The organism is Roseitalea porphyridii (assembly GCF_004331955.1).
GTDB lineage: Bacteria > Pseudomonadota > Alphaproteobacteria > Rhizobiales > Rhizobiaceae > Roseitalea > Roseitalea porphyridii.
Map to the genome: position 1 here is coordinate 2873297 of NZ_CP036532.1, position 13711 is coordinate 2887007.

Below are 13711 nucleotides of genomic sequence, written 5' to 3' on the forward strand. Positions count from 1 at the left end.
GTCGGCTTCCGGTCAAGCGCTGCGGGCGCCTGCCGGCGCTACTCGGCGGCGAAGCCGATCATGTCCTCTGCGGCGATGCGGCCCATCTCCTCTTCCCAGTGCCGGCGGCACAGCGACACGTACCGGTCATTGCCGCCGATCGCCACCTGATCGCCCTCGCGCACCACCTTGCCGTCGGGGCCGAGCCGGACGACCATCGTCGCCTTGCGCCCGCACCGGCAGATGGTGCGTACCTCGCGCAGGCTGTCGGCGATCGCCAGCAGCGCCAGCGAACCCGGAAACAGCTTGCCCTGAAAGTCCGTGCGCAGGCCGTAGGCCATCACCGGCACGCCCAGCCGGTCGGCGACCCGGGCGAGCTGCCAGACCTGGTCCTCGGAAAGGAACTGCGCCTCGTCAACGAACACGCAATGCACCGGCGAGCGGGCCAGGTGGTCGGCGACGATCGCGTGCAGATCGTCTTCGGGCCCGAAGGTGAGCGCCTCGTCGCCAAGGCCGATCCGGGAGGCGATGCGGCCGGCGCCGGCGCGGTCGTCGAGCTTTGCCGTGAACAGGAGCGTCGTCATGTGCCGCTCGCGATAATTGTGCGAGGCCTGCAGCAGCATGGTCGACTTGCCCGCATTCATCGCCGAATAGTGGAAATAGAGCTTGGCCATCGCGCGCCGCCACCATCATCCTGTTCCCGGACCGCATCTTGGGATAGACCAGCAACGCGGCCGGTGCCACGCACGCCGGACCGTTCTCAACAGGCTAGGGACATGAACGACACGCCCGAAAAGAAGGTCATCCGCGACACGGACGAAGAAGCGATCCGCCTCGCCAAGACGCTGATCGCCACCGCGCGCCATGGGGCGCTCGCAACGCTTCCGGCCGACGCGGGCGGCTTTCCCGCCGCGAGCCGGGTGCAGCTTTCGACCGATTGCGACGGCACGCCCGTGGTGCTTGTCTCGGCCCTTTCGGCGCATCTGGGCGCGATGGTCGACGAACCGAGAACCGCGCTGCTTGTCGGCGAGCCCGGCAAGGGCGATCCGCTCGCCCATCCGCGCATCACGCTGACGACGCTGGCCGAACCGATCGGGCGCGGCACCGACACCCATGCCCGCATCCGCCGGCGGCATCTTGCGCGCCATCCCAAGGCCGAGCTTTACGTCGATTTCGGCGATTTCGCCTTCTTCCGGCTCACGATCCGGTCCGCCAGCCTCAATGGCGGGTTCGGCAAGGCCTACAATCTGACCGCCGACGATCTGGCGCCTTCGGGCGACGTCGAGGGCGTCGCGGCGCTCGAGCATGGCGCGGTCGCCCACATGAACGCCGACCATGCCGAGGCAATCGCGCTCTATGCCGAACGGCTGGGCCGCCAGAAACCCGGCGGCTGGCAGTTGCTGACGCTCGATTCCGAAGGCATGGATCTGGGCGACGGCGACCGTCGGACCCGCATCTTCTATCCCAAACCACTTGCCGACGCCGCGCAATTGCGCACCGTGCTCAAACAGATGGCCGACACCGCCCGCGCCATGGGAGACAGCGACCGATGACCGATCTTGCCGAACGCCACGCCGCCTTCGAGGCGCTGCACCAGTCCGGCTGCTTTGCCATTCCGAACCCGTGGGACATCGGCTCGGCGCGGCTGATGGCGGCCTGCGGCGCCAGGGCGCTGGCGACCACCAGCGCCGGCCATGCCTTCACGCTGGGCCGCCCGGACATGGGCCGGGTGACGCGCGACGAGGCGCTCGCCCACGCCCAGGACCTTATCGCGGCGACGCCCCTGCCGGTCAGCGGCGATTTCGAGAACGGCTTCGGCGACAGTCCGGGCGAGGTGGCGCTGACCGTGCAGCTTTCCGGCGAGGTCGGCCTTTCGGGCTGTTCGATCGAGGACACGCAGATGGTCGGCGGAAATCCGCCCTACCCGTTCGATCTGGCGGTCGAGCGCATCCGCGCCGCCGCCAGCGCCGCCCGTGCGCTCGGACGGCCCTTCGTTCTTTGCGCCCGCGCCGACGGCGTCATGAACGGCCATTACGACACCGACGAAGCGATCCGCCGCATCCGCGCCTTCGAGGACGCAGGCGCCGATCTTCTCTACGTGCCGCTGCCGCCGGACATGGCGGCGCTCGAACGCATCGCCGCGTCGGTCGAAAAACCGGTCAACGCGCTTGCCGCCGGACCCTTCACGTCGGTGACGCTGGAGCAGTTCGCGGCCGCCGGCGTGCGCCGCGTCTCGATCGGCTCGGCGATGGCGCGGCTGACCCACAAGGTGATCGTCGACGCCACCCGCGCGATCATCGGCCATGGCGATTTCTCACAGCTTTCCAACGGCATACCGGGCGATACCATCGACGATCTGCTGATCACCGGGGCCGGCGCGCCCGAATGATCGAAAGCCGGCCGGCGATCCGCGTCACCGATCCCGCGGACCCGCGCATCGCGCCCTATCGCGCGATCCGCGAACGCGATCTCGTGCGCGGCGGCAAGCGTTTCATCGCCGAGGGGACGAGCGTGCTGCGCGTGCTCGCCGGTCAGCGGCGGTTTACCATCGAAAGCGCGCTGATCCTCGAGAGCCGGCTGGCCGGCGTCGCAGGCATTCTCGCGAGCCTGCCCGCCGACGTGCCGGTCCATGTCGCAGCACCGGACGTGATGGACGCGATCGCCGGATTTCCGATGCATCGCGGCGTGCTCGCCGTCGGCCACCGGCGGGCCGATGCCGATACGCCGCCCGAGCCCGAGACCGCCGGGAACTGGCGCACCGTCGTCGCGCTTTGCGGCCTTTCCAACCATGACAATATGGGCGCCATCTTCCGCAACGCGGCCGCGCTGGGCGCCGATGCGGTGCTGATGGACGCGCAGAGCTGCGACCCGCTTTACCGCAAGGCGATCCGCGTTTCGGTGGGCGGCATGCTGACCGTGCCGTGGCACCGGTTCGAAACCGCCGATGCGATGGTCGACTGGCTCGCAGCGGCCGGATTCACCCTGACGGGGCTGTCACCGGCCGGCGCATCGGCGCTCGAGGACTGGGAGCCCCCGGCCCGCGCGGCGCTGGTGCTGGGTACGGAAGGGCCGGGCCTGCCCGGTCCGATCCTGGACCGGACCCGGACCCTGCGCATCGCCATGGCCAACGGTTTCGACAGCCTCAACGTGGCGACGTGCGCGGCGCTCGTGCTGCATCATGTGCGGGTGCGCCGCAAAGGCGCATCGGGACCGCGATCAGCCTGAGACGCTTTCGGCGCGCTGCCGCGCCTCCGCTCCGTCCCGATCGGCCTCGTTCGTCCGCGCCGGCTTTTCGCGTTGAGGCGCCGAACCGCCGCCCGTGAGATCGGCGGCGCGGCGCTGCAATGCCTGGATGCGCGCGGCAAGGCTGGGCGGGCCGTCGGTTTCACCGGTGTCCGCCTCGGCGATCAGGGCCGGGATCGGCGAGGCCTCACCCTCCAGCAGCGAAGCCATGTTGACGATCTCGGCGGCCAGCGCGGCGATCTGCTCGCGCAGCACCGCATCGCCTTCCGATCCGGCGCCATCACCATCGTCCCCGGCGGTCAGACGCGCCGTCCGCTGCCGTTCGGTCTTGAGGTCGGTCTCGAGCCGGGCGATCCGCGCGTCGTAGCCGGCGAGCACCGCTTCGGGCTCGCGATCGCCCAGGAGCTTGGACAGCCGGCCGAAACGGACGGTCATCTCGCCCAGTTCCTCTTCGAGCGCGGCGCGCTCGGCCTCGGCGTCCAGCGCGCGCTGTTCGATCTCCTGCAGGTCGGCCTCTTCGCCGGCCCGCATGTCGCGCAGCCGCGCGATCTCCTTTTCGCGCCGGGCGAGCTTTTCCTCCAGATCGGTCGCCTGCTGGATCGTGCGCTCGTGGCGCTGGTCGAGTTCGGCCGCGCGGGCCCGCTCGGTCTTCAGAAGTTCGGCCGCCTGTCTGGCCTCCGAACGTGTGGTCCGCACCAGCGCCTGCTGCGCGCGCAGCTTCTCGCGCAGCTCGCCGACCCGGTCCTCGAGCGATCCGATCTGCCGGGTCTGGTCCTCGATCCGGGCCTGGGCATCGGCCAGCTTGCGCTCGGTCTCGGCCTTCTGGCGCGCCGTGCTTTCCAGTTCCGCCGAGCGCGCGTTCAGCGACACGTTGGTGGTGTCGAGATCGAGCTGGGTTGCGATCAGTTCGGCCTCGGTGCGGCCGAGACTTTCGCCGAGTTCGTCGATCCGCCCGTTGAGTTCGCCGATCATCGCCTCTCGGGCCGCGATGGTCTCGTCGCGCACCTTGAGCGTTTCGATCAGGTCGCTGATCTGGCCGGCCTGGCGGGTCGCCAATTCGCGCTGCTTGCGCAGCGCCACCTCCAGCTTCCGCTCGGCGACGGCATGTTCGGCCCTCAGCCGGTCCTTGTCGGCCTGCAGTTCGCTGACGGTCAGCGGCACCGACTGCTCTATGCGGCGCCGTGTCAGGTACACAGCGCGGCGCCAGATCGCCGGTGCGATCATCATCGCGATCAGCACCGCGCCCAGAAAACCGGCGGCGATATAAAGACCCGCTTCAATCAACGGTCGTGGTATCCGTGTGCCATGCGCCCTTGCATGGGTTCATCTGCCACGGATCGCCGCGACAATAAAGAAGCGCCGACGCCATACCGGCCGGCGTCACATCGGCCGATCGCGTCAGAAGGGGTTCCAGGTCGGCTGCCGCGTCAGCTTCAGATAGCCCACCGACACGCCCAGCCGGGCGCCCACGCCGGTCCGCACGGGTACCAGCATGACATTGTTGCGCTTGAGAACGTGCATGCCGACCCCAGCGACCAGATAAGCCGACCCGGCGACGCCGCCATAGCGGCCATGCAGGTTCTCGACCGCCGGCAGGTTGTAGACAAGCATCATCGTGCGTGCGCCCTCGCCGCCGAAGTCCCAGCCGACCGAGGGGCCCTGCCAGAACACCATGTGGTCGCCGGCGTTCTTGGTGTAGAGCATGCCTTCGCCATAGCTCAGACCGCCGACGAAGGCGCCGCCGGCCTCCTGGCCAAGAATGTAGCCGTTCGGCAGGCCGTAAAGGGCGAACGCGCGCTCGATCGCCGTGGCGATCGCGCCCGAGGTCGAGCCGAAGAAGCCGTGCCCGGCCGCGACGACCTCGTCGAGACCGTAGGGATCGGGCTGTGGCTGTGCATATTGCGCGCGGGCAGGTCCGGCGACGAGCACCACGGCCAGCATCGTCAGCGCGGCGAGCGCCATCGCCGCGGCGCGAGTGAAGGCATCGAAAGGTCCGTTCCGGCGGGCTGTCTTGGCTTGCATGGCTACTCTCCTGACGCTGGCCTTTACCGATGCCGGCAATCGTTGCCGGCAAATCGGGCGGACGGCGGGCACACGGCCGCAATTGCTAAAAGTCTATGCAACCAGGGTTTCCGCTTTGTTAAGCAACCGATCGTTAATCACCGGCCATCTGGCCCGGCCGGCGCCGTTGCCCGCATCGTCCGCGACCGCTAACCTTCCCGCGGGAGGACGGGTCCGATTCGAAATCAAGTCCGGATGATCACATGCATCAACTGAACCACCTGTCCGCGTCCGATCTGGCGGCGCTGCTCTGCAGCCGTGTGTGCCACGACATCATCTCGCCGGTCGGCGCCATCAACAACGGCCTCGAACTGCTCGAGGACGGCGGCGCCGATGAAGACGCGATGGACCTGATCCGCACCAGCGCCGTGAACGCGTCGGCGCGCCTGCAGTTCGCGCGGATCGCCTTCGGCGCGGCCGGCTCGGCCGGGGTCGAGATCGATCTGGGCGACGCGCAGGTGGTGGCGACCTCCTTCATGCGCGGCGAGAAGGCCGATTTCACCTGGGATGGCGAACGCGCCTTCCTGCCCAAGAACCAGGTCAAGCTGTTGCTGAACCTGATCCTGGTCGCCAACGCCTCGATCCCGCGCGGCGGCACGCTCGACTGCACGATACGCAAGGGGGCCGACAAGCCCGAATTCACCCTCGTCGCCTCGGGCCGGCTGATGCGCGTGCCGCAACGGTTCGCCGATTTCCTCGAGGGTCGGTTCGGCGAGGAGCCGATCGACGCCCATGCGGTGCAGTTCTACTATACGCTGCTGCTCGCCCAGGAGGCGGACATGACGGTCGCCGTCGATGTCAGCGACGAGGCGATCACCTACACGGCGCGCTGACCGGGGGGCATTCGCGCCCCGGTTCGTTCAAAGACGATCATCCTCGTTATCGCGGTGTAAACCAACCCGCTTAAGCGCGTGGCAAACCCGCCATGCTAGAACACCGTCGAACTGTACTTCGGGGGTGAAGATGTCACGCTGCATGATCGTTGAAAAATCGGCCGTCGTCCGGAAGGTCGCAAAGCGGATCCTGACCGCCGACAACCGTTTCGTCGCCGAGGCCGCGACCGCCGGCGAGGCGCTGGCCATGATCGAGGCGGACATGCCCGACACGATCATCGTCGAGGTCAACCCGGCGGACATGGACCTGCTCGACTTCCTGCGTGCCGTGCGCGCCATGGAGGCCGAGACCAGACCCGTCATCATCGTCGCCATGATCGAGATGGATCTGGTCCAGATGACAAAGGCCAAGCGCGCCGGCGCGGACGACTATCTGCTCAAGCCGTTCGACCGGATGCAGCTGCTCAACCGTTTCGAACAGGTCACCGCAGCCGCCGCCTGATACGCGCGGGCACCGGCGAAGTCGGCGTGAAGACGCGTGACCAACGAAAAAAGCCCGGCCTTGCGCCGGGCTTTCTCATGTTCGCGATCGGTTTCGATCAGGCGGTTTCGGCCATCGAAACCGGTTCGGGATCGCGCAGGACATAGCCGCGCCCCCATACCGTCTCGATGTAGTTGATGCCGCCGGATGCCGCGTCGAGCTTCTTGCGCAGCTTGCAGATGAACACGTCGATGATCTTCAGTTCCGGCTCGTCCATGCCGCCATAAAGGTGGTTGAGGAACATTTCCTTGGTCAGCGTCGTGCCCTTGCGCAGCGAGAGCAGCTCGAGCATCTGGTATTCCTTGCCGGTCAGATGCACCCGCTGGCCGCCGACCTCAACGGTCTTTGCGTCGAGGTTCACGACGAGGTCCCCGGTCGTGATGACCGACTGGGCGTGGCCCTTCGAGCGACGCACGATGGCGTGGATGCGCGCGACCAGCTCGTCCTTGTGGAACGGCTTGGTCATGTAGTCGTCCGCGCCGAAGCCCAGGCCCCGCACCTTGTCCTCGATGCCGGCCATGCCCGAAAGGATCAGGATCGGCGTCTTGACCTTGGAAAGACGCAGCGTGCGCAGCACTTCATAGCCGGACATGTCCGGCAGGTTCAGGTCGAGAAGGATGATGTCGTAGTCATAGAGCTTGCCGAGATCGACGCCTTCTTCGCCCAGATCGGTCGTGTAGACATTGAAGCTCTCGGATTTCAGCATCAGTTCGATGCTTTGTGCGATCGCACTGTCATCCTCGATCAGCAATACACGCATTTTCTTCCCCTTGACGAGTTCCAAAGCGTGCGGTGGCCCGTCCCGGCTTGTCCACAACCGCGCAAATCACCCTGCACCCAAATGGTTAACAAATCCTGTTTTGGGCTGGCAAGGTCAACTTGCAGATTAATCACCGCTTGGAAACATTTGATTTCCACACATTTTTTGGCCCGCAAACCTGAATCATTTCCTCAGGAAACGCGGCTAACCCAATCATTGGATTCCACAATCCCGTGCCGGTCCCGGTGCCGCTTCAGAGCGGCCATTCGATTTACCGGCCCTTAAAGGTTGAGACCTATCATTAATGCAGGACGTAAACGAAGTGTTACCGACCCCTGGTGAGTTCGCGGGGGCGGCCGTCCAGCGAGATCGGGTTCAGCCCGGCTTTTTTGGTTGGAGTATTGCGTAATGAAGCCGAAAGACAGCCTCATCAGGGTCAAGCAGTTCCAGGTGACCGAAAGGCACAAGCAGGTGAACCAGCTCGAGGCCATGATCTCCGAGTTCGAGCGCATGGCCTCCGAACTCGACGTGCAGATCCACAACGAGGAAAAGAAGAGCGGCATCACGGACGTCAGCCATTTCGCCTACCCGACCTTCGCCAAGGCCGCGCGCACCCGCCGCGACAATCTGTTCAACTCCATCAACGACCTGCGCATCCAGAAGGAGCAGGCCGAGGTGGCGCTGATGGAAGCCGAGGCCGAACTGCAGAAGGCCGAAAAGCTCGACGTCCGCGAGGCGCGCAAGGCGGCCGAGGAGCAGGCCTCGCGCAGCGCCTATGACCGCCAGGCGATGATCGGCTGAACCGGCGCGGGCCGCCGGGCCCGCCCCGGAATTGCCGGGCGACGCCCGGCCTCCGCTGCCCTTCGGGTCCTATTCCAGTTCCGCGTCGTGCTGCATGACGAAAATCAGCACCGCCAGGATCGACATGTAGAACCGGAACGCGGGCTGCTGCCCGTTCCAGGTATCCGACTGCCACATCAGGAACCACTCCCCGCCGATCGCCATGAAGCCGACGAACCAGACCAGGAAACCGACCGTCGCGCCGAGCACCGCCATCTGCTTGGCGCGCTGAAACTCGGCCGCGGTCGCCTTTCGCGCCGCCAGCATCTGCAGCCCGCCCCATGTGAGCAGAACGAAGGTCAGCCCCTCGCCCGCGATTATCAGCCAGTAGCCGGCATGCCACATCCAGGGCGTCGTGATCGCCCGGTACATGGCATCGTTGCCCTCGAACGTCGTGTCCATGCTCAGCACATGGCGGACGAACTGGAAGTTGGAGTCATAGTCGGTCAGATTGTTGAAGGTGACGAGAAAGGCGAACAATGCCAGTCCGAGCAACATGATGACCTTGGAAAGACGAACGAGCATGGAAGACACCTCCGGTTGGCATGACGGGGTCCGCCTGCGGTTCACCGACACCGCCAAAGCGGTGGCGGACCGCAACCGACTCGGCCGGACCCTAGGGATGCCACCCCTGCCGGGCAATGCCCTGTGCGGCGATCATGTGGTCGTCGCGCACGAGGGCGAAACGCTGCGCTTTTCGGTGATGCGCCGCGCCTGGGTCGCCACCCCTGGCGGCTGGGTTCTGGAGATCACGCTCGATCATCCGGCACGCTGACATGGCGACCCCGGCCCCAGCCATCTCCGCGAACCCCTGGCGGCGGGTCGCATCATGACGATGCGCGCGGCCTCGGGCCTGCTGCTCGCCCTTTCCGCCTTCTGCCTGGCGCTTGGCATCACCCTGCCGCTGCTCGAGATGGAGCGACTGTTCGTCCTCACCGACCGGCCTTCGCTGATCGATGTGGTGGGCGGCCTGTGGACGAGCGGCGACCCGCTGCTGGCGCTGATCGTCGGTCTTGCCTCGATCGTCTTTCCGGTCGCCAAGATCCTCGCCCTGCAGATCATGCTGGCCCTGTCGGCGACACCGCCCGAGGGCCATCCCGCATGGGCCCGCCCGCTCGACGGGGCGGTCGGCTTCTTCAGCAAATGGTCGATGCTCGACGTGATGCTCGTGGCGCTCGCGATCTTCGCCGCGCGCACCTCCGGACTTGCCACCGCGATCAGCCAGCCGGGCCTTTGGTTCTTCGCCGGTTCCGCGCTGGCGAGCGCTGTCGCGGCCCATCTGGTCACGCGCGCGACGCGCGCCTGAACGATCTATCCGAACAGCACGACGCCAAGCACGGCGGCAACCACCAGACCGAGCACGATCAGCGACGCGATGTTGAAGCCCCGGTCGTTCACGAGCCACTCCCGTTCGCCAGGGACGGATAGGCCGTTGCGGACCGGATGGAAAGGAGGAATGCGCCGGGCGGGCGCGGGTCAGTGACGGTATTGCTGGATGCGGGTCGTGCGCAGGCCAGCCAGGCCATGCTCGTCGATCGAGGCCTGCCAGGACAGATATTCCTCGACGGTCAGCCGGTAGCGCTCGCAGGCCTCGTCGAGGCTGAGAAGACCGCCGCGGACGGCGGCGACCACTTCCGCCTTGCGACGGATAACCCAGCGCCGGGTTGTCGGTGGCGGCAGGTCGTTGATGGTCAGCGGCGAGCCATCGGGACCGATGACGTATTTAACGCGGGGTCTAATCTGATCGGTCATCTTACTCTCAACACACACGACCTGTTCAGAGGCACCCTAGGCCGTCAGCTTTAAAAAACGCCTAAGCGTGCACTAAGGGATTGGTAAGATTCGAATTGCGCCACGGCGCGCCCTCCGCCGTGAAACACAAGGGGCTCCGGCGTTTGGCGTTCGGCCCTGATTGACTTATATGCGGCCCGAAAGGACGACGATGCTCAACTCGCTCGACATCGCAAAGGCACCCGAGGACACCCGCGTGGTCGTGGCCATGTCGGGAGGCGTCGATTCGTCGGTCGTCGCCGGTCTGCTGCACGCCGAAGGCTATCAGGTGATCGGCATCACGCTGCAACTCTACGACCATGGCGCGGCGGTGCGCCGGACGGGCTCGTGCTGCGCCGGCCAGGACATCGACGACGCGCGCCGGGTCTGCGAGGAACTGGGCATCCCACACTACGTGCTTGATTATGAAAGCCGTTTCCGCGAAGCGGTGATCGACCAGTTCGCCGACAGCTACATCGCCGGCGAAACCCCGATCCCCTGCGTGAGCTGCAACCAGACGGTCAAGTTCGCCGACCTTCTGAAGACCGCGCGCGATCTGGGCGCCGACTGTCTGGCGACCGGCCATTACATCCTGTCGAGGCCGAACGGCGCGCACCGGGCGCTGTGCCGGCCGGTCGACGCGCATCGCGACCAGAGCTACTTCCTGTTCGCGACGACACAGGAGCAGGTCGATTTCCTGCGCTTTCCGCTGGGCACGATGGCCAAGGACGAAACCCGCGCCGCCGCCGAGCGGATGGGGCTGATCGTCGCCGACAAGCCTGACAGCCAGGACATCTGTTTCGTGCCGAACGGCAAGTATGCCGACGTGATCGCCAGACTTCGCCCGAACGCGGCGCTGGCCGGCGAGATCGTGCATCTTGACGGCCGGGTGCTCGGCCGGCACGACGGCATCCTCCACTACACGATCGGTCAGCGAAAGGGGCTTGGCGTCGCCACCGGCGAACCGCTCTACGTGATCAGGATCGACGCCCGCACCCGCCGGGTCGTCGTCGGCCCGAAGGACGCGCTCGACACGCGCACGATCGTGCTGCGCGAGGTCAACTGGCTCGGCGACACGCCGCTCGCGGACCTGCCCGCAGCCGGCATCGACCTTCTGGCGCGCGTGCGCTCGACGCGACCGCCCCGCCCCGCCCGCCTCTTCGTTGATGGCGGCACGGCGGTCGTCGAACTGCCCGGCGGCGAGGCCGGCGTGTCGCCCGGCCAGGCCTGCGTTCTCTATGACGGGGAAGGCGCCGGCGCGCGGGTTCTCGGCGGCGGGTTCATCGACGCGACGCGCCGCGCCGACCATGTCGAGGCGCAGCTTGCCGCGCTTGACCAATCCAAGACATCCGTCGCCGCCGAATAATCGGTCAGCTCATATCCGCGGCTGAAGCCGATACGGCCGCCCCTTACTCCGCCGCGACCGGCAGTGCGTCGCTGCCGGCAAACGCGCGGATTTCGGCGATCACCCGGTCCTGATCGGCTTCGGCCAGATAGGGATGCATGGGCAGGCACAGGATCGTGCCGGGCTTGCTCTCGGTCACCGGCAGCCCGCCGGGCGCGACCGGATAGCGGCGATAGACGTCCTGCTGGTGCAGCGGCTTGACGTAATAGACGACCGACGGGATCTGCTTGTCCGCCAGATGCGCCTTCAGCGCGTCGCGGTCGGTGCTTTCGATCGCGTACTGCGCCCAGGCCGAGCGCATGCCCTCGGGATTGCGCGCGGTCTTGACGACGTCCTTGAGCCCTTCGTGATAGCGCTGCGCGACGCGCTGGCGCGCCTCCATTTCCTCCTCGAGGATATCGAGCTTGAGGCTGAGGATCGCCGCCTGGATCGTGTCGAGCCGCGAGGTCAGGCCGATGCGGACATTGTCGTACTGGCTCTCGCCCTTGCCGTGGAAGGCGACCGAGCGCATCACCTCGGCCAAGTCGTCATCGTCGGTCATCACCGCGCCGCCGTCGCCCATGCAGCCGAGCGGCTTGGCCGGGTAGAAGCTGGTGGTGGCGACATCGCCGAACGCGCCGCACATGGTGCCGTTGCGAACGGCGCCCGCCGCCTGGGCGGCATCGGAGATGACCTTGAGACCGTGCGCCCGCGCGATCGGCATGATCGCGTCATAGTCGGCGACCATGCCGAACAGGTCGACCGGGATGATCGCGCGCGGGGTCAGCCGGCCTTCGGCTTCGATCATGGCGATCGCCGCTTCCAGCGACCGCACATCCATCAGGTATGTTTCGGGATCGATGTCGACGAACACCGGTTCGGCGCCCAGAAGCGCCACAACCTCGGCCGTCGAGGCGAAGGTGAAGGAAGGCACGAACACCGCATCGCCCGGTCCCACGCCCCAGGCCATCAGCGGGATCTGCAGCGCGTCGGTGCCACTGGCGCAGCCGATCACATGCTTGACGCCCAGATAGTCCGCGAAGCGTTTTTCGAACTCGGCGACCTGCGGTCCGAGGATGTACGCGCCGCCATGCACCACGGCGCTGACGGCCTCGTCCAGGGCCGAGCCCAGTCGCGCGCGTTGCGCCCCCAAATCGATAAACTGCATCAGATCCCCACGACCCCCGAAAACGCCAGTGATTTCATTGTTATGACCGCGCCCCCGGTACTCCGGATTTCCCTATCGCGCTCCCTTGCCGAGATAAAGTGTACAAACGGTCAAACATCGGCCCGGCCTGTAACCGGCGGTGATCTGCGCCAACGGCGTCAGCCGCCGCCCGCAGTCAGGATGCGCACGATGTCCAGCCCCTGCCGGCCCGGTGTCAGCGGCGCCGTGCGGCCGGTGATGCAGTCGAGGAAATGCCGCAGTTCGTCGGTCAGCGCCATGCCCGGCGCGACTGCGATCGGTTCGGCCTCGCCCTGCGCCCAGGTCCATCGCCCGTTCTGCGCGCGCGCGACCGTGTGCGGCACGACCGAAAGCTTGTCCGGCCAGTCGGCCAGATCGTCCCAGACCAGCGTGCCCGTCTCGCCGGTGACGGCGAAGCGACGCTCCGCATAGGCCGAATGGCGCGAGACGAACACATGCGCGCTCGGCCCCGCGCCGAAGCGCAGGTGCACATGGGCCATGTCCGCCTGCCCGTCGGTGACCGACACGGGGACGACGTCGACTTGGGTCGGCCCGCCCTCGACGAGCGAGAGCACAAGCGACAGATCGTGCGGCGCCAGGTCCCACAGCGCGTCGAACCGGTCGTAGAACTTTCCGAACCCGAGCCGGTGGCTCTGGATGTGGCGCGGCGCGCCGATCCGCCCGGCCTCGAGCGCGGCGACCAGCGCGTCGAAGGCGGTGTGATAGCGCAGCACGTGGCCGACCAGCAGCACCCGGTCGTTGCGCCGGGCGCTCTCGATCATCCGCTCGGCATCGGCGACGGTCAGCGCGATCGGCTTTTCGACGAGCACATGCTTGCCCGCCTCAAGCGCCGCGCAGGCCAGATCGGCGTTCTGCTCGGCCGGCAGGGCCAGGACGATGCCGGCGACCGCCGGGTCGGCGAGGATCGCATCGGTCGTCGCGACCCGTCCGCCATGCGCCAGGGCAAGCGCGGACGCCTTTTCGGGATTGTGGTCGCAGACCGCGCCGAGCGCCCCCAGTTCGGCCAGCGTGCGCACATGGTTGCGCCCCCACTGGCCGCATCCGATGACGGCGACGGGCGGTGAACTGGACACGCGGGAGAACTCCTGGCTTG

17 protein-coding genes are annotated in these 13711 nt (G+C 66.9%); 9 read left to right on the plus strand and 8 right to left on the minus strand.

The features are described 5' to 3' along the window. Positions 1-38: 38 nt before the first annotated feature. The gene (locus E0E05_RS14000) at positions 39-653 is read right to left on the minus strand and encodes a thymidine kinase (protein WP_131617279.1); all 615 of its coding nucleotides are present in this window, start codon (positions 651-653) and stop codon (positions 39-41) included. A gap of 102 nt (positions 654-755) precedes the next feature. Here E0E05_RS14000 and E0E05_RS14005 point away from each other — a divergent pair, with 102 nt between their 5' ends. From E0E05_RS14005 to E0E05_RS14015, 3 genes are read left to right on the plus strand one after another with little or no spacing between them, the layout of a single operon-like run. Continuing rightward, the gene (locus E0E05_RS14005) at positions 756-1532 is read left to right on the plus strand and encodes a HugZ family pyridoxamine 5'-phosphate oxidase (RefSeq protein WP_131617280.1); all 777 of its coding nucleotides are present in this window, start codon (positions 756-758) and stop codon (positions 1530-1532) included. Further along, a complete protein-coding gene (locus E0E05_RS14010) occupies positions 1529-2368 on the plus strand; it encodes an isocitrate lyase/PEP mutase family protein (protein ID WP_131617281.1) in 840 nt (279 codons plus the stop codon). Before E0E05_RS14005 ends, E0E05_RS14010 begins: the two co-directional genes overlap by 4 nt. Next, the gene (locus tag E0E05_RS14015; RefSeq protein WP_131617282.1) at positions 2365-3204 is read left to right on the plus strand and encodes a TrmH family RNA methyltransferase; all 840 of its coding nucleotides are present in this window, start codon (positions 2365-2367) and stop codon (positions 3202-3204) included. Before E0E05_RS14010 ends, E0E05_RS14015 begins: the two co-directional genes overlap by 4 nt. On the opposite strand, the gene E0E05_RS14020 is transcribed toward E0E05_RS14015, so the two are convergent. Together E0E05_RS14020 and E0E05_RS14025 are read right to left on the minus strand one after the other, a co-directional pair. After that, positions 3196-4506, minus strand: a complete 1311-nt coding sequence (locus tag E0E05_RS14020; protein WP_131617283.1) for a coiled-coil domain-containing protein — start codon at positions 4504-4506, stop codon at positions 3196-3198. The two genes, E0E05_RS14015 and E0E05_RS14020, sit on opposite strands and share 9 nt — an antisense overlap. A 114-nt stretch (positions 4507-4620) precedes the next feature. Beyond that, positions 4621-5244, minus strand: a complete 624-nt coding sequence (locus E0E05_RS14025) for a DUF1134 domain-containing protein (protein WP_131617284.1) — start codon at positions 5242-5244, stop codon at positions 4621-4623. Between the two features lie 242 nt (positions 5245-5486). Between E0E05_RS14025 and chpT the strand changes: the two genes are divergently transcribed. Both chpT and E0E05_RS14035 read left to right on the plus strand, forming a co-directional pair. Then, entirely contained in the window at positions 5487-6116 is a 630-nt protein-coding gene (chpT, locus tag E0E05_RS14030) for a histidine phosphotransferase ChpT (RefSeq protein ID WP_131617285.1), read from the plus strand. Positions 6117-6258: 142 nt separating this feature from the next. Continuing rightward, the gene (locus tag E0E05_RS14035; protein ID WP_244597736.1) at positions 6259-6618 is read left to right on the plus strand and encodes a response regulator; all 360 of its coding nucleotides are present in this window, start codon (positions 6259-6261) and stop codon (positions 6616-6618) included. A 97-nt stretch (positions 6619-6715) separates the two neighbouring features. Here the strand turns inward: E0E05_RS14035 and ctrA are convergent, their stop codons facing one another. Beyond that, positions 6716-7417 (minus strand): response regulator transcription factor CtrA, encoded by a 702-nt coding sequence (ctrA, locus tag E0E05_RS14040; RefSeq protein WP_039723750.1) that lies wholly within the window; start codon positions 7415-7417, stop codon positions 6716-6718. A 408-nt stretch (positions 7418-7825) separates the two neighbouring features. On the opposite strand from ctrA, the gene E0E05_RS14045 reads away from it, so the two are divergent. Then, positions 7826-8218, plus strand: coding sequence for a flagellar FliJ family protein (locus E0E05_RS14045; protein WP_039723751.1), 393 nt, complete (start codon positions 7826-7828; stop codon positions 8216-8218). Positions 8219-8287: 69 nt separating this feature from the next. On the opposite strand, the gene E0E05_RS14050 is transcribed toward E0E05_RS14045, so the two are convergent. Then, on the minus strand, positions 8288-8782 hold the full coding sequence (locus E0E05_RS14050) for a DUF2165 family protein (RefSeq protein ID WP_131617287.1): 495 nt from the start codon (positions 8780-8782) through the stop codon (positions 8288-8290). Between the two features lie 97 nt (positions 8783-8879). Here E0E05_RS14050 and E0E05_RS17405 point away from each other — a divergent pair, with 97 nt between their 5' ends. Together E0E05_RS17405 and E0E05_RS14055 are read left to right on the plus strand one after the other, a co-directional pair. Beyond that, the gene (locus tag E0E05_RS17405) at positions 8880-9032 is read left to right on the plus strand and encodes a hypothetical protein (RefSeq protein ID WP_158629378.1); all 153 of its coding nucleotides are present in this window, start codon (positions 8880-8882) and stop codon (positions 9030-9032) included. A 54-nt stretch (positions 9033-9086) separates the two neighbouring features. Further along, positions 9087-9563 carry a paraquat-inducible protein A gene (locus tag E0E05_RS14055; RefSeq protein ID WP_342212126.1) on the plus strand — a complete coding sequence of 159 codons (477 nt, stop codon included), beginning with the start codon at positions 9087-9089 and terminating at the stop codon, positions 9561-9563. 170 nt (positions 9564-9733) lie between these two features. Here the strand turns inward: E0E05_RS14055 and sciP are convergent, their stop codons facing one another. Beyond that, a complete protein-coding gene (gene sciP / locus E0E05_RS14060; protein WP_039723754.1) occupies positions 9734-10009 on the minus strand; it encodes a CtrA inhibitor SciP in 276 nt (91 codons plus the stop codon). A gap of 169 nt (positions 10010-10178) precedes the next feature. On the opposite strand from sciP, the gene mnmA reads away from it, so the two are divergent. Beyond that, complete coding sequence (mnmA, locus tag E0E05_RS14065) at positions 10179-11393, plus strand: tRNA 2-thiouridine(34) synthase MnmA (RefSeq protein WP_244597737.1); 1215 nt, start codon at positions 10179-10181, stop codon at positions 11391-11393. Positions 11394-11436: 43 nt separating this feature from the next. Here the strand turns inward: mnmA and E0E05_RS14070 are convergent, their stop codons facing one another. Continuing rightward, complete coding sequence (locus E0E05_RS14070; RefSeq protein ID WP_131617288.1) at positions 11437-12579, minus strand: DegT/DnrJ/EryC1/StrS family aminotransferase; 1143 nt, start codon at positions 12577-12579, stop codon at positions 11437-11439. A 158-nt stretch (positions 12580-12737) separates the two neighbouring features. Further along, positions 12738-13691 (minus strand): Gfo/Idh/MocA family protein, encoded by a 954-nt coding sequence (locus E0E05_RS14075; protein WP_158629379.1) that lies wholly within the window; start codon positions 13689-13691, stop codon positions 12738-12740. Positions 13692-13711 lie beyond the last annotated feature (20 nt).

Bases quoted from the DNA above. Each gene is read 5' to 3' on its own strand.
- E0E05_RS14070 (WP_131617288.1), bottom strand. From the start codon at position 12,579: ATGCAGTTTATCGATTTGGGGGCGCAACGCGCGCGACTGGGCTCGGCC.
- E0E05_RS14015 (WP_131617282.1), top strand. From the start codon at position 2,365: ATGATCGAAAGCCGGCCGGCGATCCGCGTCACCGATCCCGCGGACCCG.
- E0E05_RS17405 (WP_158629378.1), top strand. From the start codon at position 8,880: ATGCCACCCCTGCCGGGCAATGCCCTGTGCGGCGATCATGTGGTCGTC.
- E0E05_RS14025 (WP_131617284.1), bottom strand. From the start codon at position 5,244: ATGCAAGCCAAGACAGCCCGCCGGAACGGACCTTTCGATGCCTTCACT.
- E0E05_RS14005 (WP_131617280.1), top strand. From the start codon at position 756: ATGAACGACACGCCCGAAAAGAAGGTCATCCGCGACACGGACGAAGAA.
- E0E05_RS14000 (WP_131617279.1), bottom strand. From the start codon at position 653: ATGGCCAAGCTCTATTTCCACTATTCGGCGATGAATGCGGGCAAGTCG.
- E0E05_RS14050 (WP_131617287.1), bottom strand. From the start codon at position 8,782: ATGCTCGTTCGTCTTTCCAAGGTCATCATGTTGCTCGGACTGGCATTG.
- E0E05_RS14035 (WP_244597736.1), top strand. From the start codon at position 6,259: ATGATCGTTGAAAAATCGGCCGTCGTCCGGAAGGTCGCAAAGCGGATC.
- mnmA (WP_244597737.1), top strand. From the start codon at position 10,179: ATGCGGCCCGAAAGGACGACGATGCTCAACTCGCTCGACATCGCAAAG.
- E0E05_RS14010 (WP_131617281.1), top strand. From the start codon at position 1,529: ATGACCGATCTTGCCGAACGCCACGCCGCCTTCGAGGCGCTGCACCAG.
- ctrA (WP_039723750.1), bottom strand. From the start codon at position 7,417: ATGCGTGTATTGCTGATCGAGGATGACAGTGCGATCGCACAAAGCATC.
- chpT (WP_131617285.1), top strand. From the start codon at position 5,487: ATGCATCAACTGAACCACCTGTCCGCGTCCGATCTGGCGGCGCTGCTC.
- sciP (WP_039723754.1), bottom strand. From the start codon at position 10,009: ATGACCGATCAGATTAGACCCCGCGTTAAATACGTCATCGGTCCCGAT.
- E0E05_RS14045 (WP_039723751.1), top strand. From the start codon at position 7,826: ATGAAGCCGAAAGACAGCCTCATCAGGGTCAAGCAGTTCCAGGTGACC.
- E0E05_RS14055 (WP_342212126.1), top strand. From the start codon at position 9,087: ATGACGATGCGCGCGGCCTCGGGCCTGCTGCTCGCCCTTTCCGCCTTC.